Here is a 22,143-nt window from a genome sequence, read left to right on the forward strand (position 1 = left end):
GCAATCATGGCCGATACACCAGCAAACATTGCGAAACGAAGCGTCGTCGTTGACGGTTTCACCAATAGCGTTCTGGACCCGTCCCAACCAATGATGGGCCCGTTGCAAAATGGTGGAACGATCATCGCCAATACAGCGCCGGGCTGCTGGGGACCAATGATTACGCCGCGGCTGCGTGGCGGGCACGAGGTCACGAAGCCGGTTTATATTGAAGGCGCAGATGTTGGTGATGGTGTTGTCATCCGCATTCGCGACATATCCGTAACTTCGCTGGCGACTGCATCGGGTCATGATGCTGTTTCGAACAAGTATTGCCTTGGTGACCCGTTTGTCGCCGCGCGTTGTCCCGTTTGTGACGAGGTATGGCCTGAAACGCACATTGAAGGTGTGGGTCAGGATTCCGTGCGCTGCAACAAATGCGGAACCGCAATCAAGCCATTCGAGATTGTGCATGGCTACACGGTTGTTTTCGATGAGGCGCAAGATGTCGGTTTGACGGTGAATAAAGATGCCGCCGAACGCATTGCAAAGAACGCGAACCATTATGCATCATTGCCCGATCAATCCGTACAGCACTCGGTTCTGAATTATGCTCCGGCTGATCTGGTTGGTGCGATCGTGCGCATGCGGCCCTTCCTTGGGCAGTTGGGCACCACACCGTCGAAGGCTATGCCGGATTCTCACAATGCAGGCGATTTTGGCGCGTTCCTTGTCGGTGCGCCACATCCTTATGCTTTGACCGAGGAGGAATTGCAGAAGCACAAGACTGATGGGCATATGGATATTGATGCCGTTCGCGCTGGCGCTGTGCTGGTTTGTCCGGTGAAGGTTCCGGGTGCTGGTGTCTATATGGGCGACATGCACGCTGCGCAGGGTGATGGCGAAATCGCAGGCCACACGATGGATGTGGCCGGAAGCGTGACCCTGCAGGTTGAAGTGCTGAAGAAATACAACAATGACGGTCCCGTGCTGTTCCCATTGCTTGAAGATCTGCCGCCATTGGCCAAACCCTTCACGGAGGACGAGAAAAAGCGCGGTGCTAAATTGGCTCAGCAATGGGGTGTCAAAGCCGTCGAGGATGTTGCGCCGATTTCCGTCATCGGTACTGCGGCCAACATGAATGCCGCTATTGCCAACGGTCTGGAAAGAGCGGCCAAACTGCTGGATATGTCCGTTTCGGAAGTGCGGAACCGGGCGACGATCAACGGCGCGATTGAAATCGGGCGCGATCCGGGCGTGATACAGGTGACATTCCTCGCGCCTTTGGCCAACCTGGATAAGGCTGGCCTCGGGGTTATCGCCCGCCAACAGTATAACCTCTGATTGCCGATCCTGCCCGCGCCGATAAAGGGCGCGGGCAGGATGCTGCGCCATCCTTTTTCACATCAAATTAAACTTGACTATTATAGTCATATATAAGATGAGAAGCAGACACGCTGCCTTGTGGCGGCGCGCCAGTTTGTTCATTCCCATTCGACCGGGTTAAATAAAGTTTCGACCAATGTGGAACTTGCACCGTCTCTTCCAGAACCATGCCCGGGAGCTGAACCGGTTCTTCCGGCGCAGGGGGCATAATGCGGAAACGGCTGCCGATCTCACACAGGACACATTTGTCCGGGTTCTGACCGCAACGCCGCAGACCGACAACAATCCCCGCGCTTATCTGCATCAGATCGCCCGCAACCTGTCGATTGACCTCTACCGGCGTGAAAGGCTGTTCCAGCAATCCGATCTCGCGGACGACGAATGGCGGCGGATTGCCGACACCACGCCAACGCCTGAAGCCGTAGTCTATGATCGGCAGCGCCTCGCCATTATCGAAAGCGCGCTCCTGGAATTGCCGGAAAAGACGCGCAGGGCCTTCGAGATGCATCGTCTCGATGAAAAGACGATTGCTGAAGTTGCATCCGAGCTTGGCCTTTCCGTCTCGCGGACATGGACGTTGATCAAGCGCGCCTATCTGCATTTGCGCCAGCGGCTGAAGGAAGACGCTTCCTTTTGATCGCTGTTCTGCCGCTTGCAGGTGAAAATTTCCGCCGCTCGTCCGTTTCACCAATTATAGAGAGATTGCTCCGGCTTGCGGAGTTGCAGCGCCACGAGGAACCGTTCGTTGATGGATGACAAAGTGTCGAAAAGCGAAAGGCTGTTCGAGGAAGCGCTGGACCTCGTCATCCGCATGCAGGACGATCCCGGTAATCCGGTCGCGCTGGACCTCGTTGCGCGCTGGCGCGCACGCAGCGCCGACCATGAGACGGCCTGGCGCGAGGCAATGGAAATTCACGGCATGGCCGGAAAGGTCATGCAGGCGCAGCGCAGCACAGCAAGTGCAGGCCGGGGCATGTCGCGTCGCTCAGTTCTGTTTGGCGGCGCAGCCGGTCTGGCTGCCATCGGGCTGGGTTCTATGCTTGGACCACAGCTGGTCTTGCAGGCGCGCGCCGACTATCTGACAGCCACCGCCGAACTGCGGCGCGTCACGCTCAAAGACGGAACGCAAGTGACACTCGGACCCGATAGCGCCATCCGGTCGCGCTTCGACGAGCACTCCCGCAATGTTGAGCTTCTGGCTGGCATGGCTTTTTTCGATGTCACGCCGGATACGGCGCGGCCATTTCAGGTGATGACGGGCAATCTGGTGGCGACGGCGTTGGGAACGGCTTTTGATGTCAGCAATGATGCAGGTTATCTCGCTGTATCTGTCGATCATGGCGCTGTGGATGTGAAGGTTCAGCCGGATAGCCTGCCTGCGCAACCACCGGTCGGTGCAGGCGAATGGCTGTCCTTTGATCCACGCAGATCAAGTTTCGAGCGCGGCATTCGCGACGTCAGCCAGATCGCAGCCTGGCAGGAAGGGCTGCTGGTGGCGGATCGCGACAGCATTGCCTCGGTTGTGGCGCGGATTGCGCGCTGGAAATCTGGACGTGTGGTGTTGGCCCAGTCGAGTTTTGGTGCCGAGCGCATTTCTGGTGTGTTCGACCTCAACCAGCCATTGTCGGCGCTTGAAGCCGTCGTCGAACCCTATGGCGGCAAGGTCCGCCAGATATCACCCTGGCTTACGATTATTTCCACCATCTGATTTTTCGTCCGCTTTTTTTGAAGCAGGGGGAGAAAATTGCGGGGCACCGTCCGTTTCAGATAACAGGGCCGGAAGTTAGCTGCTGCCATACGACAGCCCATTTCCATAAATGGCGGATTGGAGTGGTTGAGCTATGGGGCTTGATGTCAATAATCGTGTTTGGCGGCAGTTTGGAATAGGTATTCTAACCACGGCGCTTCTGGGGTCGACCTACGTTTTCGCACTGTCATTGGCGACAAGTGATGCCGCGCAGGCCCAGACAACAAGGCAGACTGCATTCAACATCCCCGCCGGGTCGCTGTCCGGTGCGCTTGCCGCATTCGGCAAGCAGGCCGGATTGCAGGTGACCTATCTGCCGGAACTGGCCTCAGCAAAGCGTTCTGCCGGTGTTTCCGGCACGATGACATCAGAACAGGCGCTGACGAGGCTTCTCTCCGGGTCTGGTATTTCCTATCGTTTCACAAGCGGCAGCACGGTCGCGCTTTCCGGCCAGACGGCAGCGGGGCAAGCACCGCTTGATGTGGCTGGAACCACTCTTCTCGATACGATCACGGTGACGAGCGGCAGCGGCGTCGCCGCGTCAGATGCGCCTTATGTGACACCGGCAGCGACGAACTATATTTCGGCCGAGACGATTGAGCGGTTCAGGGGTTCCAGCCCCGCCGATATCTTCCGCGGCACACCGGGTGTGATGTCGGGCGAAGCCCGCAACGGCGCAGGTGCAGTCGATGTGAATATTCGCGGCATGCAGGGCTTCGGGCGTGTTGCCACCACCATCGACGGCGCGGAAAACGGCATCACTGTCTATCAGGGCTATCAGGGCCTTTCGAACCGCACCTATATCGACCCTGATTTTATTGGCGGCATTGATGTGCGCAAGGGATCGGATGCGACGTCGCGCGGTATTGCGGGTAGCGTCGCCATTCGCACGGTGAATGCGGATGATATCGTCAAGCCGGGCGACACCTGGGGTCTCCGGGTGAAGGGCGAATATGCCGGAAACTCCGCAACGCCGCATGGTGGCGCGAAGGGCGGTTATGAGTGGCCCTATTCTCCGGGGAACAATCCGGTCGCCGTTCCCTCCAGCGATGGTTTGGACAGGCCGTCCCTTCTCACGCCGACCGCCGGTTCAGGCAGCATCGTTGCAGCCATGAAGGAGGAAAACTACGATCTCCTTGCAGGCTATGCCTATCGCAAGCGCGGCAATTATTACGCGGGCAAGCATGGCCCTGCGGCGGAGCCGATCAATGTCGGGCCGCGAAGGATCTGCAACAGTTCGGGCAGCTGGTGCGAAAACTGGCCGTCTTATGTCGAAAACGGTGGTCTGACGAATTACCGTGCCGGTGAGGAGGTGCTGAACACTCAGCTTCAGACCGAATCTTATCTGACCAAGGCGACGCTGCGTTTTGATGGCGGTCATGAGCTTCAGCTCGGCTATAACGGTTTTCGCAGCGAGGCGGGCGATCTTCTCGCCTCGCGCTTCACCAGCGAACGCACCCAGCCGACACAGCAGGAGCTGACATCGGGCACCAAGCTGGATACGGGCACGCTGCGCTATCGCTGGAACCCGGACGACAACGATCTGATCGACATGAAGGCCAATCTGTGGCTGACCAGGCTGGAGATGCGCAATCCGCGTCGCGGTTCGCCGATACCGACATCGGAATCGGTGGGTCTTCCATCCGATTACAGAACAGGTTCAGACACTGTCATGTGGGGCGGCGATGTGTCGAATACGTCAAGTTTTGATCTGAGCCGCTATGGGTCGGTCGATCTCACCTATGGCGTTTCCTATCTCAATGAGGATACCAAGCCGAGTGGATATACCGAGTTGCTGGAAGGCTGGTTACAGCTTCCAAGCGTCTATCGTGACGAAGCCGCCGTCTATACCAAAATGTCCTACAAGCCGGTGGACTGGCTGACATTGAATACGGGTCTGCGCTACTCGCATTACTGGTCGCATAACCGGGGCGAGAGCTCGAATGTGGAAGCGGAACCGAGCGAGCGTTCGCAGGGCGGGGTAAGCCCGACCGCGGGCGTTGTGGTCGAGCCTTTTGACGGCGCGCAGCTCTATGTGAATTATTCGAACGCGCTGCGTTTCCCGAGCGTTGTGGAGTCCATGGGTGTCTTCACCGTCATCCAGCCCGATCTTGCTCCAGAGCGGGGTAACAATTGGGACATCGGTGCAAATCTCAAACGGAGTGACGTGTTCCAGAGCGACGACACACTCATGATGAAGCTCGGTTACTTTAACTGGGACATCAAGAACTATATTTCGCGCGAATGGTGGAGCAGTCCGCTCGGCTATTCGAGCATGCGCATCCACAATATCGACCGGGCCCAGTTTTCCGGTCTTGAGTTTTCCAGCCGGTATGAGGCTGGTGGTTTCACCGCCGATCTGTCTGCGAACTATTATCTCGATGTGGAGTTTTGCCGAACCTCCGACACATGCGGAAGCAAGTCGCTTTATGGCGACTATGCAACTAACCATGTTCCGCCGAAATACTCGGTTGATCTGACACTGTCTCAGAAAATGCTCGACGACAGGCTGACGCTTGGCGGGCGCGTTTCCTATATCGGCCCGCGCGCAATCGGCCATGGCGATGTGACCGCAACCGGCGCAAGCGAGTTCATCTCGCAGACGCGCTGGAAGCCTTATACGCTGGTGGATGTATTCGCCGAGTACAAGGTCACCGACAGCCTGACGGCGACGGCGCGAATCGAAAATCTGACCGATCAATATTATGTCGATCCGCTGGGGCTGGTGAACCAGCCGGGACCGGGGCGCACCTTCTATGCGGGTCTGACAAGCACGTTTGGCGGCGATCAGAAACTGCCGCAACTGTCACCATTCTCCCGTTCGCAAGGCGGTTCGCCGGGGATCGACTGGACAGGGTTCTATGCCGGTGTCCATACCGGCATGTCATCGGGGCGGACATGGGGCACAACCACCGCTCTCGATGGCACTGTGGACCCCATATCTTCATCTGAATCGGCAGATCGCGGCTTCGGCGCTGCGCCGCTCTATGGTGTGCAGGCCGGTTACAACTACCAGCTTGGCAACCGTGTTGTGCTTGGCATTGAGGCCGATGTGAGCAAGACGCGGATGCGTGGTTCGCAGACCGCCATGATGCAGGAAGACTGGCTTCAGCCGGTCAATGACACAATGGGTATTCAGTCCGTGACCCATTACAACGTCGACTGGACAGGATCGGTCCGAGGTCGCCTCGGCTATGCGCTCGATAATCGCTGGCTGGTCTATGGCACGGCGGGCGTTGCATTCCTTCATGAGAGGCAGACGCGCGATCAGTATCGCTACTCAATGGATATTATGGGCAAGGAAAGCACGACCATGTTTGCCGTTGACCAGTCTTCGGGGATGCGCGCCGGACTGACCATCGGTGGTGGTGTGGAATATGCGATCAACGATCGCTGGTCGGTGAAGGCCGACTACAATTACAGCCGGTTCGGAAACCGTAACTTCGCGTTTGAAAACGGACGGAGTGGCACCAGCACCAACTATACCACATCAGAACAGGTTGGGACGGAGATCGTACCGCCGGAGCCGATTATCTGCGAAATTCTGGGCGGAGAGTTCTGCGAACCAAGCGAGCGCCCGATCTACGAGACTGTCGAACATCAGGGAAGCTCCAGTGTCGTGAATGGGCGCAAGGCTTCGAACTCGCTTGATACGCATACGGTGAAGCTCGGCCTCAACTTCCACTTCTAGGCTGAGGTCCAGAACGGCTCGCATCGTCGTCCAGACGGGCGCGCCGTTCCTTCATATCCACGCTCTTGTGAAGGAGATGTTCCAATGAATGCCATCGAACTATCAACCTGCAATGTGGATGCCCCATCCAGTGAAACAATCCGCTATCCCGATGAAAGGCAGCGCGCTGGTTACCTGTCGCTTGGCTTCATGCTCAGCGCGGCTTCCTTGGTTGGCCTGCAGGTCCGGCTGATGCCGTCAACGCTGTTTGCCTTCTGCGCGCTTCTCTGCCTTATCCAGCTGTCATCGCGCGCGTTGCGCTGGTTCGAGACGAACGGCGTTGCGCGCCATACGCTTTCGCTCTGGCGGCGGCTCGGCGCGTTTCCACGTCTTTTCCGGTTGGCGATTTTCGTCTTGGTAACGGTGCTTTGTACGGTCGTGCTGGTGCTCGGTCCGCGCCCTTTGTGGCATTTCGAAATGACGATCAACGCGTTGCTTTTCGCAGGCCTGCTGCTCTTTGTCGGGCCGCAGCGGCGGGCAAGACCGTGCTCCTGACGTGGCACAGGATACAGGCCAGCGCAACGTGAACCATATGGAAGACAACCGGGGACTTGAGACCAGTTTTGCAGAGTTTGTCCTATGGGCTGCGGCAGGGTTCGTGGTTCTGTCGGTTCATGTCGGGGTGGCGCTTTGGCTCCTGCGTGAGCCTGCAATGGCGGCTGCCGACAACACACCGCCTGCCGCGATCATGATCGAGCTTGCGGAAACGCCCGAAGCCCAGATGACGGAAGAAAACGAAATCTCTCCCGATCAGGAAACCGCCGATGCAAGCGCGCCTGCGGAAAAGCTGGAGGAGCCGATTGAAAAGCCGGAACAGCCAGAGGAAGTAGTGGAGCAGGAGCCTGAGCCGGTTGAAGACGAACCGGCGGAAGAACTGGTGCAGCTCGACAAGGTCGAGGTTCCGCTGCCGCTCTTAAGACCCAAGCCGCAGGAAACGGAAAAGCAGATCGTCCGGAAAGAACAGCCGAAGAAAAAACCGGTTAAACAGCGCCAACAAGAGCAGGCCGCATCGCGGCAGGCCGATCAGGCGCAGGCGCAGGTAACACAATCCAACCGCAATGCGGCCCGCCAGTCGGCATCCGGCATGTTTGCCTCTTCAGTCAGTCCGGCCCGCTGGCAGTCACGACTGATGGCACATCTGGAGCGGCGCAAGCGTTACCCGGCGGGCGCGAAGTCTCGCCACGAGGAGGGTGTCGTCTATGTTCGCTTTCGCATCGATGAAACAGGCAAGGTATTATCAGCTTCTCTGGCACGTTCGTCGGGTTTCCCGGAACTCGACGATGAAGTCCTGTCGCTGGTGCAGCGCGCTTCGCCGGTTCCCGCACCACCGCCTGACGTCAACAGGACGGTTACGGCTCCCGTAAAGTTTTCGCGGCGCTGATAGTTGCCGGACAATTCGTGGCCGAAAAGGCGGATAGTGACAGTGCGTCTGGTCGTGCTATCACTTGTCGCGTGAGGAACCTGATGCCCGGGAGGAGCAATGGCGACGAATACTGTAAAGGGCCCCGCGTCCTATTTTCCGTCTATAGAGGCCAAATATGGGCGTCCGATCGCTGAATGGAAAGAGCTGATCCGCAGCCAGGGCGGAAAGAAGCACATGGAGCTGGTCGCATGGCTCAAGCAGGAACATGGCATGGGCCATGGTCATGCCAATGCCCTTGTCGCTGACACATTGCGCGAGTCATTGCTCGCCAACCTTGGTTCAGCAGATCTTGCATTCGTGTAGATAGCGTCAATCCAACGAATTGGATTGACGCTTTTCGCGGCTATTAGAGGTGATCGCGCGGAATGGTCTGGTTCCAATCGCGGGTTGTCACCGCTTCACCATTTTCCTTTGCCGTCAGCACGCCGGAAATATAGAAATTCGTGGCGTCCGAATGCATCTTGGTGGTGCTTTCGATATCGATCATCCAGCCCTCGCGGCCCATCTGATAGGCCTGTGTCAGCACATAAGACGCGGATAACGGGTCATTGTCATTGATGCGCAGTTCACGCTTGAGGCTGTGGCTCAATTGCGTGCCGAGATCGTCAAAGCGCAAAATGCCTTCACCGAAGAGACCACCAATGCCTTCCGTCACATAGAGCGTTTCGCCGGTAACGTGATCCTGTTCGGTCCAGCGGCGCACGCTGCCCGGGTCAAGCTGGGTCATTGGCGTTGCCGGGCCATGCGCAGGCTTCTGGAAGGAAACCTTAGCATCGTCGGCAGACGGCTGACGCACAGGCAGATCGAGAACCGAGGTGGCGGTGTCGAGCGTCAGCGTCACGCGCTTAGGCGACGGCCAGACCATCGGCCAGTAGCCGGTCGCAACCGAAAGACGGATGCGGTGGCCCTTCTTGAAGCTGTAGCCGCTATCGTTGAGCTTGATCGCGATTTCATAGGTCTTGCCCGGCACAAGCATTTCCGGCTTGTCATGGCCGTTGATGTGGTTGAGGTTGAAGACCTGATAGCTGACGCGGGTGATACGGCCATCGGGCAGAATATCGCTCAGACGCAGCGAAACCTGTGCAACCGGCTGATCGACGGTGAATGTCAGGCGTGCAACCGGCGCGCCCAGAATTTCGAGGTCTTCGGCGAGAACAACGGTATCGAAGTTGAGCGAGCCGCCATCGTCAAGACGCTGATCGGTCGGGTGTTCGCCGGGGCAGCCCGTCGCCATCCATTCGCCGCCCGCCTTGCCATGGCTGTTTGGTGAGGAGATTGAGAGTACACTCTTGGCTGCATCGGCCTTGCCCAACGTGAAGTCGGCGCCAAGCGCGAAAGGCTTGGGCGTGATTTCGGTCGAAGGCCAGTTCTGTTCGCCAACCCAGCGACCATTGGTAAAGTCGCGCGAGCCGGTTGGCTCGATGGTGTCGCAGATATAGGCGCGCAGCTTTGGCTCGTCCATGATGCCGGTCTCTTTGCCCTTGAGCCACTGGTCCCACCAGCGCACCGCTTCCTGCAGGAAGCCGATTGCCGGGCCCGGCAGGCCGTCCTGCGGATAGACATGGCCCCATGGGCCGATAATGCCACGCGCAGGGACTTGCAGGTTTTCAAGAAGGCGTGGAACGGCATTGGTGTAGCTGTCGGCCCATGCGCCAATGGTGAGAACCGGGCACTGGATTGCAGACCAGTCTTCGCAGACCGAACCATGCTTCCAATATTCGTCGTAATGCTGATGTTCAAGCCATAGGGCAGGGAAGAACGGTAGACGCTCCAGACGTTCAATCCATGCATCGCGCCAGCCAGCACCCACAATCGCCGGGTCAAGCGGACGCGACTGATAGGCGAGCATGATCGTGCCCCACCACAGATTATCATTGAGCAGCAGACCGCCCATGTAGTGGATGTCGTCGCGGAAACGGTCGTCAGTCGAATAGGCGGTGATGATCGCCTTCAACGCGGGCGGACGGCAGGCTGCAACCTGGAGACCGTTGAAACCGCCCCAGCTCTTGCCCATCATGCCGACATTGCCGCTGCACCATGGCTGCTCCGCGATCCAGGCGATAACTTCCAGCGCATCATCCTGCTCCTGCTGGATATATTCATCGGCCATATGGCCATCGGACTCGCCCGTGCCGCGCATATCAACGCGGATTGCGGCATAGCCGTTCTGCGCGAAATAGCCGTGCATCGGCTCGTCGCGGCCTCGCGTGCCGTCGCGTTTGCGGTATGGAATATATTCGAGCACGGCAGGAACGGGATTTTCCTCGGCGCCTTCAGGCAGCCACAGGCGCGCACCAAGACGGGTGCCATCCTTGAGAGTGATCCACAGATGCTCGGTGACGTTTACGGTCATGATCGGTTCCAATTTCAATAAAGAGAAGCCGTTGCGGCATTAGCGCCGCATCGGTAGTTTAACTGGCGGCACGTGCTTTCAGGATATCGTCCAGCCAGTCACGGCGCAGCTCCGGAACGGATGTGATGAGCTGCTCCGTATAGGGCTCGTAAGGCGGTTCGAAAATTGCCTTCGTGGTGCCGGTTTCGACCACCTTGCCCTTCTGCATCACCATGGTGCGGTCGGCGAGCCGACGGACGACGCCAAGGTCGTGGGTGATGAAGAGATATGACACGTGCAATTCGTCCTGCAACTTGCGCAGAAGTCTGAGAATTTCCTCTGCGACAAGCGGGTCGAGTGCTGAAGTTACTTCATCGCAGATGATGAGATCAGGCTTGGCAGCCAGCGCACGGGCGATACACACACGCTGCTTCTGTCCGCCCGAAAGCGCGCCCGGCAGGCGGTCTGCAAAGTCGGCAGGCAGGCCAATGAGTTCAAGCAGACGTTTGACCTCAATCTCGCGCTGGTCCTCATTCATGCCGAAATAGAACTTCATCGGGCGACCGATGATTTCACCAACGGTCTGGCGCGGGTTCAATGCCACGTCAGGCAGCTGGTAAACGAGCTGGATGCGGCGCAGTTCTTCGCGGCTACGCTTTTTGTAGTTCGCTTCCAGCCGTTGCCCGGCAAGCGTGATGATGCCGCTCGAGTGCGGCGGCAGGCCTGCGATAATGCGCGCAAGCGTTGACTTGCCCGAGCCGGATTCACCCACCACGGCAAGCGTTTCACCGCGACGGATATAGCAACCCACATCGGTCAGAACGAGTTTCTTGCCGTAATAGGCGGTTGCATTTTTCACTTCGAGCAGGATTTCGCCGGTCTTGTGCTCGGCCTGTTCGCCCGAAATGCTGGCTTCACGTTCAGACACCAGGCGCTGGGTATAGTCCTGCTTTGGCGCTTCGAGAATGTCTTCCGCAGAGCCAAGCTCGACCATCTTGCCATGACGCAGAACCATGATGCGGTCGGCGATTTGCGCCACCACTGCAAGGTCATGCGTGATGTAAAGAGCAGCGGTGTTGTAACGCTGGATCAGGCTGCGCAAGAGTGCTAGTACCTCGATCTGGGTCGTCACATCAAGTGCGGTGGTCGGCTCGTCCAGCACCAGAATATCCGGGCGGCAGGACATGGCCATGGCGACCATGGCGCGCTGCAACTGGCCACCGGAAACCTGATGCGGATAGCGATCACCAAAAGTGTCGGCATCGGGAAGCTGCAATGTATGCAGCAGTTCCAGCATCCAAGCTTTAGCTTCTGCCTTGGTCATGAGGCCGTGATAAAGCGGGCCTTCCATGATCTGATCGCCAATGCGGTGCGCCGGATTAAACGATGCCGCCGCACTTTGCGCCACATAGGCGATGCGTGCGCCGCGCGCCTTTTCACGGGTCTCTCGGGTGCCGTCCATCAGCGAAATATCGTCAACGACAACGGTGCCCTCAGTGATTCTGCAACCACCACGGCCATAGCCCATTGCGGCCAGACCAATGGTGGATTTGCCTGCGCCGGACTCTCCAATGAGGCCCAGCACTTCACCGCGCTTTAGCGCCACATCGACATGATCGACAAGCGTTGCGCCATTGGGTGCTTTGACGACGAGGTCGGACATTGAAAGAACGATATCCTTGCTCATCGATCAGCTCCCTGCGTGGTCGTGCGCCCGGCCAGAAGCCAGTCGACGACGAGGTTGACGCCAACAGTGAGAATGGCGATTGCAGCCGCCGGGAAAAGCGGTGCGTAGAGGCCGTAGAGAATGGCCTGCTGGTTGTCCTTCACCATGCCGCCCCAGTCTGCAAACGGTGGCTGGATGCCGAGGCCAAGGAACGACAGACCGGCCACGAACAGGAAGGTGAAGCAGAAACGCAGGCCGAATTCTGCGATCAGCGGCGGCAATGTGTTCGGCAGGATTTCACGCCAGATCAGCCAGCCGAGACCTTCGCCACGCAGACGGGCGGTTTCGGCATATTCCAGCACATTGACGCCCTGCGCCACAATACGCGCCAGACGGAACACGCGGGTGGAATCGAGCAATGCGATGGTGATGATCAGCACCGGGAGAGAAGAGCCGAGCGCCTGAAGGATGACGAGCGCCGAAATGAGCACCGGAATGCACATGACGGTATCGACGATGCGCGACAGGATCGTATCGACCCAGCTGCCGAAAATGGCGGCAAGGAAACCGAGAGGCACGCCGACGCTGAACGACAACAGCGATGCAGCCAGCGAAACGCCAATCGACATTTGCGCACCAAAGAGCAGGCGCGAGAGCATGTCACGGCCATTCTGATCGAGACCGAACCAGAACTGCGCCGATGGCGGATCAAATGGCGCGCCGACAATATCTTCCTGACCATAAGGCGCGATCATTGGGCCAAACAGGAACATCAGGAGGCAGAGGGTGACGATGGCCAGACCGACCCACGCCGTCAGGGGAATAGATTTCTTCATTGTCTTCACCGTGGATGCCTCAGGCGCGGATTGAGCGCGATGGCAGCGACATCGGCGATGATGTTGAGAATGACATAGGCCGCGCCGAAGACGAGGGCCGCAGCCTGCACGAGCGGAAGGTCGCGCTTGGAAACGGCGTCAACCATGAAGCGGCCAAGGCCGTTATAGTTGAAGACGGCTTCGACAAGCACCACGCCGGTGATGAGGTAAGCGATGTTGAACGCCACCACATTGACGATCGGCGCTGCCGCATTGGGCAAAGCGTGCTTGGTCACAACGCGCTTGGTGCGCAGGCCCTTGAGGTATGCCGTTTCAACATAAGCCTGATCCATAACAGACAAAACGGCGGTGCGGGTCATGCGCATCATCTGCGCAACGGTCACCAGAACCAGCGTCAGTGCGGGCAGGGCAGTGGCCTGAATCCATTCAAGGAACGTCATGCCTTCATACGTATCGGCAAGGCTCGGCAGCAGATTGAAGCGGATCGACAGGAACAGGATCAGTAGCAGGCCGAGGAAATACTCTGGCAGTGAAACAAAGGCGAGCGCCACAATATTTACGATGCGGTCGAAAATGCCGCCGCGCTTCACCGCAGTGATAAGGCCAAGGAGAATAGCGATAGGAACGCTGATGACCGCTGCAAAGGCTGCAAGCGCCATCGTATTCCAGAAACGCGGCCACAGGAGATCGGCTACCGGCTGCTGGTTGGCAAGCGAGGTGCCGAGATCGCCAGTCACGAAACCTGCCAGCCATGCGAAATAGCGTGCGAGGACCGGTTGATTGAGGCCAAGGCTTTCGCGCAACGTCGCAAGCGCTTCCGGCGTGGCATTCTGACCGAGAATGGCGGACGCCACGTCACCCGGCAGGATCTGCGTGCCGGCGAAAATCAACGCCGACACGAGGAACAGCGTGAGGAGCCCGAGCCCCACACGCTTGATGATTAGAACGAACATTTATGCTTCCAGCCAGACTTTTTCGGCAAGGCGCGCACCCATCAGATTGAACATCGGATGCGTGGTCACGCCCTTGAGCTTCTTGGAGGTGGCGTCGAGATAGTCGCCGAACATTGGAATAAGCGCGCCGCCATCATTGCTGATCATGGCCTGCAATTCGGCGTAGATTTCCTTGCGCTTGGCCTGATCGAGCATCGCACGAGCTTCGAGCAGCTTGGCGTCGAAATCGGCGCTCTTCCAATGCGTATCGTTCTGCGATGCGTTGGATGCGTAGGCAACCGACAGGGCCTGATCGGCAGTCGGGCGACCACCACGATAAGACATGCAGAACGGCGCCTTCATCCAGACATTGTCCCAATATCCGTCTGCCGGTTCACGCTTGATGTCGATCTCGATGCCCGACTTGGCGGCGGCGGTGCGGAAAATCGCTGCGGCATCGACAGCGCCCGTGAAGGCGGCATCGGATGCGGACAGCTGGATTTTCAGCGAATCCATACCTGCCTGCTTGAGATAGAACTTGGCCTTTTCCGGATCATAGGCGCGCTGCGGCAGTGCTGCGTCGAAGAACGGGTCGGTGCTCGGGATAGGGTTGTCGTTGCCCAGACGTCCATAGCCGCGCAAGGCGGTCTTCAGCATCTGTTCGCGGTCGATGGCGTGCTTGACGGCGAGACGGACATTGTTGTCGGTGAACGGCGCCTGCGTGCAATCCATCAGGAAGGAGAAATGCTGGCCGCCGGACGACTGGACGATGTTGAGGTTCGGATTGCGCTTCAACAGATCGACGGTCTTAAAGTCGAGCTGGTTGATAGCATGTACCTGACCGGACATCATGGCGTTGGTGCGGGCAGACACATCGTTGATGACGATGACTTCAACTGCATCGACCCATGCCGTGTTCGGCTTCCAATAGCTCTCATTGCGCGTGAAACGCGAACGCACGCCCGGCTGGAAACGCTCGAAAACGAAAGGTCCGGTGCCGACCGGCTTGTTGAAATCGGTCCAGTCTTTCGGAACGACGAGGAAGTGATAATCAGACAGGATATAAGGCAGATCAGCATTGCCGCTATTCAGCGTGATCTTGACCGTGCCAGCGTCAACCTTGACGACATCAGTGAATTCAGATGCGAGCGAACGCGCGCCGGATGTAGTTTCGCCGCGATGCAGGTTGATCGAATAGATGACGTCGTCGGCGTCAAGCGTCTTGCCATTATGGAAGGTCACGCCCTGACGAACCTTGAAGGTCCATTCCTTGGCGTCGGCTGAGGGTTCCCAGCTTTCGAACAGCTCAGGCACAGCCTTGTTGTCGGCGTCGATTTCGACAAGGCCGTTCATCAGCATGTAGGCCTGATTGACCGGAACCCAATCTTTCAGAAGGCGCGGATCAAAATTATCGGTCGTGCTGCCGCCGCCGATGCCGAGCTTGAGCACTCCGCCTTTCTTTGGCGTGCCATCGCCTGCCGCAGCAGCGGGCGAGGTGATCAGGCCGCTCATGCCGGTGATGCCCACCAGACCGAGGCCGGCTGCGCCCGCCATGAAAGAACGACGTGTCAATTGAAACTGGCTTTTTTGCTCAGGCATTCTGTACCCCTGTGTTTAAGTCATAGCTTATCGGCTTTTGCGGGTGGGGTAGCTTACTGCAGCCCTTATTTTCAAGGGTTGATGTCCGATTTCTGGGTATGACTTTTAAGCATACCCCCATGCGAAATGTGTGTCTTGGCATTTGCGCGAACAGGAATAAAGGAGCGTCCAACAGTACCGGCAGGGGCGCTTTTCCGTAACGGAAGCCGCTCCTGCTTTTTCAGATTTGGATGATCCTGGAGATCGAAAATGGGTTTGCCGGATGTTATCGGCTTGGTGGGCGCTTTCTTTTACCTGCTTGGCTATGCGCTGATTCAATTGCGTATTTTTACCGTCGATGATCCGGTCATTCCGCTGCTGAATGTTCTGGGCGGCGTTGCCCTGATCTATTCGCTTGCCTGGAATTTCAACCTCGGCTCATTCATTTCGCAGGTTGCCTGGCTGGTCATCACCGTTTTCGGATATATCCGCTTCCGCATGGTGTCGCGTCGCCGCGCCGCACTCGCGCAGGAATGATGCGTTTCGCCGATCCGATCATCTTTACGTGATCGGATCGGTTCCATTGCTTGCAATCAGCCAGTCGGCCACTTCCCGCACGATTTTGCGCTGGTGACGGTCCGCTGGCCGCATCAGATAGAAATAGGCGTCCGACCGCATCATGTGGCGGTGCACGGGAACCAGTGTCCCACTCGCAAGCTGTTCCTTGATCAGCCATGTCCAGCCGAGCGTGATGCCGATGCCTTGCGTTGCCGCCGCAACGCAAAGGCCGTAATCGCCAAGCCGCCATTCCAGCGCGCCGGGCGGCGGCGACAGTCTGGCATCGTGCCACCATTCCGGCCATCCCTGCCATTCGCGCATCGTATCTTCGATAGCAAGCAGCACCGGCGCTTCCTGCTCCATGATATTGGGCACGCCCGGTGCTGATACCGGCACAACTTCCTCTCGACCCAGCACTGTGAGATTGACGCCGATGGGGCGTTCTTTGCGATAGAACAATGCAAGGTCGAACTCATCGAGGCGCAGGTGGGCGACGTCATCCGTCACGCGCAGCCGGATTTCAATGCCCGAAATTTCAGCTTTCAACTTGCCTATGCGCGAAAGAAACCACTGGTCGGCAATGCCGCGCGAACAGGCGATGGTGATCTGCCGGGGCCCGATCCAAGCCCGAAGGCCGTCTGTGACAGCGCTCAGATCGCCCAAGAGCCGACTGACTTCCGAGGCATAGCTCTCGCCGATTGCGGTCAGTTGCACGCCGACGGGCAGACGATTGAAGAGTTTGGAGCCGATGAACGCTTCCAGCTTGCCGATCTGGCGGCTGACGGCGCTTTGGGTCAGGCCCAGTTCCAGACCTGCGCGGGAGAAACTGCCAAGTCTGGCCGCGCTGTCGAAAACCACCAGCGCATTAAGCGGCGGCATGGATTGACGACCGACTGCCACAGTTGATTACTCCCGTTTGCCAGAAGGCATGAATTGCAATTTTGGTTTGGTTTCCTGTATCCGAACCTTGTTCGTCAAGTCCCTTTGAGGGAATACCCAATAGCTTGGGGGAGCGGAGATGAACCTAAGACCCAGTCGGGACGGCTATGTCTTCCAGCAGAGATGAAGCGTTTGCAGACAAAGGACAGCTTTTTCAGTGAGATATCGTGATGGCATTGGCAGGGCGGTCGTAAGCGCATCCAGCAGTAAATCTGATCGCTATTTTCCCTTCCAGACGGGATCGCGCTTTTCGGCGAAGGCTTTGGCGCCTTCCAGATTATCGTCCGATCCATAGAGAATATCGACCGTTGCCAGCTTGCGACGCATGACAAGGTTCATCATGGTCTGGAAATCTTCGCTTTCGGCGCGGCGCACGGTTTCCTTGATTGCTGCGTAAACCAGCGGTGGACCGGATGCCAGCAAACGCGCAATCTCCCATACGCGCTCTTCCAGTTTATCTTGAGGCAGGACCTCATTGACGAGGCCCCAGCGATGCGCTTCCTGAGCGTCGATCCAGCGGCCGGTCAACAACAGTTCCATCGCGATGTGATAGGGAATGCGTTTCGGAAGCCGGATGCTTGCTGCATCTGCAATGGTTCCCGAGCGGATTTCCGGCAATGAAAAAGAAGAGTGGTCCGCTGCATAGATCAGGTCGCAGGACAGGGCCAGTTCGAAGCCACCCCCTGCGGCCATGCCGCTGACACACGCGATGACAGGCTTGTTCAGGTCGCGCAGTTCCTGAATGCCGCCAAAGCCGCCAATCCCATAGTCACCGTCGATGGGAGCGCCTTCGGCCGCTGCTTTCAAATCCCAACCGGCAGAGAAGAAGCGTTCACCGGCGGTCTTGAGAATGGCGACGCGCAGTTCGGGGTCGTCGCGAAAGGCCGCGAAGGTTTGCCCCATGATCCGCGACGTTGGAAGATCAATCGCGTTGGCCTTGGGCCGGTCCAACGTAACTTCCAGAATAGCGCCTTCACGGCGGGTTGTTATGGCAGCTTCGGCCTGCGTGCTCATTTCATCTGCCTTTCCAAACGGGATCGCGTTTCTCCACAGCTGCGCGTGGGCCCTCCAGCGCGTCTTCGCTTTCGATCAGCGCTTTGAACAGTGGAAACGTACCGGCGCGCATGGCGGCATAGCTCTCGGCTAGGCTCATATGCTCCGCCATGCGTGTCGTCTGTTTTGCGGCGGCAACCGAAAGCGGCGCAGAACGCAGGATGCGTGCGGCGAGTGCCCTGGCCGCATTCATCAGCTCGGCCTGCGGCACGACATCATTGACCAGCCCCCACCGCAGACAGTCCTGTGCATTGAAACGTCGACCGCCGTAAAGAACTTCGTTTGCAATGACCTTGGGCAGAAGTTTGGGTAGAACGAACGAACCGATATCCGGCAGAACACCCAGCGACGTCTCGGGTAGCCAGAATTGTGCATGATCAGCGGCGATAATGAAGTCGGCGGTCAGGAGTATTTCGAAGCCAGCGCCAATGGCATAGCCGTTGACCGCGCAGATGACCGGCTTTTCCAGTCCGGGCAGTTCTGAAAAGCCATAGATGCCGCCTTGACCATAGTCGGCGATATAGCCATCTCCGCCAGTGGCGGCAGCTTCGTTCAGATCCCACCCAGCGGAGAAGAACTTCTCACCTCCGCCTGTGAAAATCGCAACGCGCAGGTCCGGGTCATCGCGAAAAATGGCGAAGGCGTCGCCGAGCTTTCGACTGGTCGGCTGGTCTATCGCATTGGCCTTGGGCCGGTCGAGCGTTATCTCCAATATCTGGCCGTTGCGAACAATTTTCACCTCTTCAGACATCATGCTCTCCTGTTGCGTATTAGGGCATCGACGGCGATGGCATTATCAGCGGTGACGATGAGCGGATTGATGTCGAGTTCCTCAATCAAGTCTGTCTGAGCGAGCGCATGGTTGCCAACTCGCCACGCCGCTTCCACGGCGGCTTCGATGTCCGCTTTCCGTCGGCCACGGAACCCGGTCAGAAGCGGGGCTGAGCGCAACGAGAGAAGCGCTGTTCGAATATCATTGCGACTGGCAGGTAAAAGAAGCGCGCGCGTATCATTCCAGAGTTCGACCATCACGCCGCCTGCGCCGATGGTGAGATAAAGCCCGAATTGCGGATCGCGTGCGATGCCGACGATCAGTTCGGTAACCCCTCCCTGAACCATTTTCTCGACCAGAAAATCGCATTCAAGATGGGCAAGCGAAACTGCGGCTGTGCGCACAGCCTCGGCATCCGCCAGATTGAGGTGGACCGCCGCCATTTCGGTCTTGTGGAGAAGGTTGTCTCCAACGCCCTTCAGGACGACGGGGTAGCCCAGCTTTTCAGCAAGCGCGACAGCATCATCGACGGTGGATGCAATGCCGCCCTCTGGGGTGACGATACCGATTTCATGCAGGACAGCTTTGGACGACCATTCGTCCATTGCAATCGCGTCCGATGCAAGGGCTGGCGCTTGGGCTGTCAGCATTGGAGGTTGCGGGCGTGACCAGCTTTCACCAATCCAGGCGGCATTGGCAGCAGCCGTCAGTGCTGTGGCAAGCCCCATCATTGGCGCGATACCGGCGGCGATCAGCCGTTCGGCATGGGTTTCTGTGAGGTTTTCCGGCAGACTGGCGACGAGTGCGAAGCGCCCACCGCTTGCCTTGTGCGCTTCTATCGCCGCTTCTAGCGATGTTTCGCAACCATTGTCGACGCAGCGGTCGCCGCGAGGAAAGTCGAGCACCAATATGGTCAGGCCGAAATTTCCGTCGAGCATGGCGCGATAGGTTGCCGTGAGTGCTGGTCCATTTCCCCATGTGAAGGTGTGATAGTCAAGGGGGTTCGAGATCGTGACCATTTCGGGCAAGGTGGCGCGTAGTTTCTCGGCCTCGTCAGGTGCAAGCGGTCGGAGGTCAAGACCGGCAGCGCTTGCAAGATCGCCAACGAGCGATGCTTCGCCGCCGGAACAGCTCATCGAGCCGAGACTGTTATCCGGCGAGGGACCGAGCACATGCAGCAGCTTCAGGGTTTCGACGAATTCGTCGAGCGTCCGGGCACGAATGACGCCGCATCGTGCGAAAAAGGCATCGGCCAGCGTGTCGGCTCCGGCCAGTGAAGCGGTATGTGAAAGGGTCATCGCCTGTGCCGCGGCGGAGGTCCCGACCTTGATCGCCACGACCGGCTTCCTCATTGCGCGCGCTTTGGCGAATACACGTTCCAGCCGTACAATATTGTCAAAGCCTTCAATGTGCAGGCCAAGAACGGTAACACGCGGATCGTCCAGGGCTGCTTCGGCAAGTTCAGAAAGACCCGTTTGGGCCTGATTTCCGGCGGTCAGCACATAGGCAATCGGCAGGCCGCGACGCTGCATAGTGAGATTGATGGCGATATTGGACGACTGCACGACAAGGGCGGCACCGCTTTCCACTCTCTTGCCGCCATGCTGGTCTGGCCAGAGCAGCGCGCCGTCAAGATAATTGACGAAGCCATAGCAATTGGGGCCGAGGATCGGCATATCGCCTGCTGCTTCCAGCAAAGCCCGGTTGCGCTCGGCGCCATCGGAAACCTCATTGAAGCCGGATGCAAAGCACACCGCGCCGCCACTGCCGCGGGCAGCCAGTTCTCGAACGATGTTGATCGTTCCGTCGCGATTGACGCCGATGAAGCTGACATCCGGCGCGCCGGGCAGGTCTGCGACAGATCTATAGCACTGGATATCGTCGATCGTATCGCGCGTGGGGTGGACTGGCCAAAGGTCGCCTTCAAAACCCATTTTACGGCATTGCCTCAGCACTGCCATAGACCACCCGCCGCCAAAGATCGCAATCGAACGCGGACGTAGAACACGAGACAGGTTCTTTTTGCTCACGATCAGGCTCCGAGTGGTCGGAGAAGGTCGCGGGCAATGATGTGGCGTTGGATTTCGCTGGTGCCATCCCAAATTCGCTCCACACGGGCGTCGCGCCAGAAGCGTTCCAACGGCAGGTCGTCCATCAATCCCATGCCGCCATGCACCTGAATGGCGCGGTCGGTAATGCGGGCCAACATCTCGGACGCATAGACCTTCGCGGACGCTATCTCACGGTTTGCGGGCAAGCCCTGATCGAGACGCCAGGCGGCTGCCAGCGTCAGCCAGTCGGCGGCATCGATTTCGGTAACGGAATCGGCAAGCTGGAAACCGACGCCCTGAAAGCGTCCGATGGGCTGACCAAATTGCTTACGCTGCGCGGCATAGTCCACCATCATGTCGAACACACGGCGCGCTCGCCCAACCGCCATTGTCGCCACGGTGATGCGGGTGGCATAAAGCCATTCATTCATGACGGCAAAGCCCCCATCGACATCGCCGAGAACCTGAGTATCCGGAATGCGGCAATCGTCAAATTCAAGAATCATATTCTTGTAGCCGCGATGGCTGACGGATTTATATCCCTCGCGGATCGTGAAGCCCGGCGTGCCGCGGTCCACCAGAAAGGTCGTGATTTTCTTCTTTGGTCCGGCAGAAGATTGTTCTTCACCGGTCGCCATGAAGACAATGACAAAATCGGCGTGCTCCGCGCCTGAAATGAAATGCTTGGTACCGTTCAGCACCCAGTCGCCGCCATCGCGGCGCGCATTGGCTTTCATACCGCGAATGTCGGAGCCTGCATCGGGCTCGGTCATGGCGAGCGCATCCATCCTTTCTCCGCGCACGGCAGGCAGGAGATATCGCTCGATCTGTTCACCCTGACAGGCCATCAGAATATTTTGCGGGCGTCCGAAGAAATGTGTGAGCGCCATCGATCCGCGACCGAGTTCGCGCTCAACCAGCGCGAATTCGAGATGGGAGAGACCCGGGCCGCCGGCAGATTCCGGGAAATTGCTGGCGTAGAAGCCAAGTTCGATCGTCTTGCGCTTGATTTCCTCGCCGATCTCGTGTGGCACATGGCCGAGACGCTCGACGGTCGTTTCATGCGGATAAATCTCGTTCTCGACAAAGCTTCGAACTGTCGAGACGATCATTTCCTGTTCTTCAGTCAGTCCGAAATGCATTGCGTTCCTCCCATTACGC

18 protein-coding genes are annotated in these 22,143 nt (G+C 58.1%); 8 read left to right on the forward strand and 10 right to left on the reverse strand.

What is annotated here, in order from left to right:
* Window positions 1-6 precede the first annotated feature (6 nt).
* The 7 genes from QBD01_RS09280 (at window position 7) to QBD01_RS09310 (ending at window position 8,568) form a co-directional block, all read left to right on the forward strand.
* The gene (locus QBD01_RS09280) at window positions 7-1,323 is read left to right on the forward strand and encodes an acetamidase/formamidase family protein (RefSeq protein ID WP_280992545.1); all 1,317 of its coding nucleotides are present in this window, start codon (window positions 7-9) and stop codon (window positions 1,321-1,323) included.
* Window positions 1,324-1,501: 178 nt separating this feature from the next.
* Entirely contained in the window at window positions 1,502-2,002 is a 501-nt protein-coding gene (locus QBD01_RS09285) for an RNA polymerase sigma factor (protein ID WP_280992546.1), read from the forward strand.
* A 111-nt stretch (window positions 2,003-2,113) separates the two neighbouring features.
* Entirely contained in the window at window positions 2,114-3,073 is a 960-nt protein-coding gene (locus QBD01_RS09290) for a FecR domain-containing protein (RefSeq protein ID WP_280992547.1), read from the forward strand.
* Between the two features lie 133 nt (window positions 3,074-3,206).
* Window positions 3,207-6,803 carry a TonB-dependent receptor domain-containing protein gene (locus QBD01_RS09295; RefSeq protein ID WP_280992548.1) on the forward strand — a complete coding sequence of 1,199 codons (3,597 nt, stop codon included), beginning with the start codon at window positions 3,207-3,209 and terminating at the stop codon, window positions 6,801-6,803.
* A gap of 84 nt (window positions 6,804-6,887) precedes the next feature.
* On the forward strand, window positions 6,888-7,337 hold the full coding sequence (locus QBD01_RS09300; RefSeq protein WP_280992549.1) for a DUF454 family protein: 450 nt from the start codon (window positions 6,888-6,890) through the stop codon (window positions 7,335-7,337).
* 1 nt (window position 7,338) lies between these two features.
* Complete coding sequence (locus QBD01_RS09305; protein ID WP_392391356.1) at window positions 7,339-8,223, forward strand: TonB family protein; 885 nt, start codon at window positions 7,339-7,341, stop codon at window positions 8,221-8,223.
* A 99-nt stretch (window positions 8,224-8,322) separates the two neighbouring features.
* Window positions 8,323-8,568, forward strand: a complete 246-nt coding sequence (locus QBD01_RS09310; protein ID WP_280992550.1) for a DUF4287 domain-containing protein — start codon at window positions 8,323-8,325, stop codon at window positions 8,566-8,568.
* 43 nt (window positions 8,569-8,611) lie between these two features.
* On the opposite strand, the gene QBD01_RS09315 is transcribed toward QBD01_RS09310, so the two are convergent.
* The 5 genes from QBD01_RS09315 to QBD01_RS09335 are packed head-to-tail and all read right to left on the reverse strand — an operon-like array spanning window position 8,612 to window position 15,630.
* On the reverse strand, window positions 8,612-10,618 hold the full coding sequence (locus QBD01_RS09315; protein ID WP_280992551.1) for a CocE/NonD family hydrolase: 2,007 nt from the start codon (window positions 10,616-10,618) through the stop codon (window positions 8,612-8,614).
* Window positions 10,619-10,676: 58 nt separating this feature from the next.
* Complete coding sequence (locus QBD01_RS09320) at window positions 10,677-12,284, reverse strand: ABC transporter ATP-binding protein (protein WP_280992552.1); 1,608 nt, start codon at window positions 12,282-12,284, stop codon at window positions 10,677-10,679.
* The gene (locus tag QBD01_RS09325; protein ID WP_280992553.1) at window positions 12,281-13,099 is read right to left on the reverse strand and encodes an ABC transporter permease; all 819 of its coding nucleotides are present in this window, start codon (window positions 13,097-13,099) and stop codon (window positions 12,281-12,283) included. The genes QBD01_RS09320 and QBD01_RS09325 overlap by 4 nt, the downstream gene beginning before the upstream one ends.
* 5 nt (window positions 13,100-13,104) lie before the next feature.
* Window positions 13,105-14,052 carry an ABC transporter permease gene (locus QBD01_RS09330; protein WP_280992554.1) on the reverse strand — a complete coding sequence of 316 codons (948 nt, stop codon included), beginning with the start codon at window positions 14,050-14,052 and terminating at the stop codon, window positions 13,105-13,107.
* Window positions 14,053-15,630, reverse strand: a complete 1,578-nt coding sequence (locus QBD01_RS09335; protein ID WP_280992555.1) for an ABC transporter substrate-binding protein — start codon at window positions 15,628-15,630, stop codon at window positions 14,053-14,055.
* A gap of 249 nt (window positions 15,631-15,879) precedes the next feature.
* On the opposite strand from QBD01_RS09335, the gene QBD01_RS09340 reads away from it, so the two are divergent.
* Window positions 15,880-16,146, forward strand: coding sequence for a cyclic nucleotide-binding protein (locus QBD01_RS09340; protein ID WP_182519582.1), 267 nt, complete (start codon window positions 15,880-15,882; stop codon window positions 16,144-16,146).
* 24 nt (window positions 16,147-16,170) lie between these two features.
* Here the strand turns inward: QBD01_RS09340 and QBD01_RS09345 are convergent, their stop codons facing one another.
* From QBD01_RS09345 to QBD01_RS09365, 5 genes are all read right to left on the reverse strand, one after another.
* Window positions 16,171-17,067, reverse strand: a complete 897-nt coding sequence (locus QBD01_RS09345; RefSeq protein ID WP_280992556.1) for a LysR substrate-binding domain-containing protein — start codon at window positions 17,065-17,067, stop codon at window positions 16,171-16,173.
* A gap of 258 nt (window positions 17,068-17,325) precedes the next feature.
* Window positions 17,326-18,120, reverse strand: a complete 795-nt coding sequence (locus QBD01_RS09350) for a carnitinyl-CoA dehydratase (RefSeq protein ID WP_280992557.1) — start codon at window positions 18,118-18,120, stop codon at window positions 17,326-17,328.
* 1 nt (window position 18,121) lies between these two features.
* Window positions 18,122-18,913, reverse strand: coding sequence for an enoyl-CoA hydratase-related protein (locus tag QBD01_RS09355; protein ID WP_280992558.1), 792 nt, complete (start codon window positions 18,911-18,913; stop codon window positions 18,122-18,124).
* Entirely contained in the window at window positions 18,910-20,967 is a 2,058-nt protein-coding gene (locus tag QBD01_RS09360; RefSeq protein ID WP_392391378.1) for an acetate--CoA ligase family protein, read from the reverse strand. The genes QBD01_RS09355 and QBD01_RS09360 overlap by 4 nt, the downstream gene beginning before the upstream one ends.
* Entirely contained in the window at window positions 20,964-22,124 is a 1,161-nt protein-coding gene (locus QBD01_RS09365) for an acyl-CoA dehydrogenase family protein (protein ID WP_280992560.1), read from the reverse strand. The genes QBD01_RS09360 and QBD01_RS09365 overlap by 4 nt, the downstream gene beginning before the upstream one ends.
* Between the last annotated feature and the right edge of the window lie 19 nt (window positions 22,125-22,143).

The sequence above is a fragment of the Ochrobactrum sp. 19YEA23 genome (assembly GCF_029909865.1).
Classification (GTDB): Bacteria; Pseudomonadota; Alphaproteobacteria; order Rhizobiales; family Rhizobiaceae; genus Brucella; species Brucella gambitense.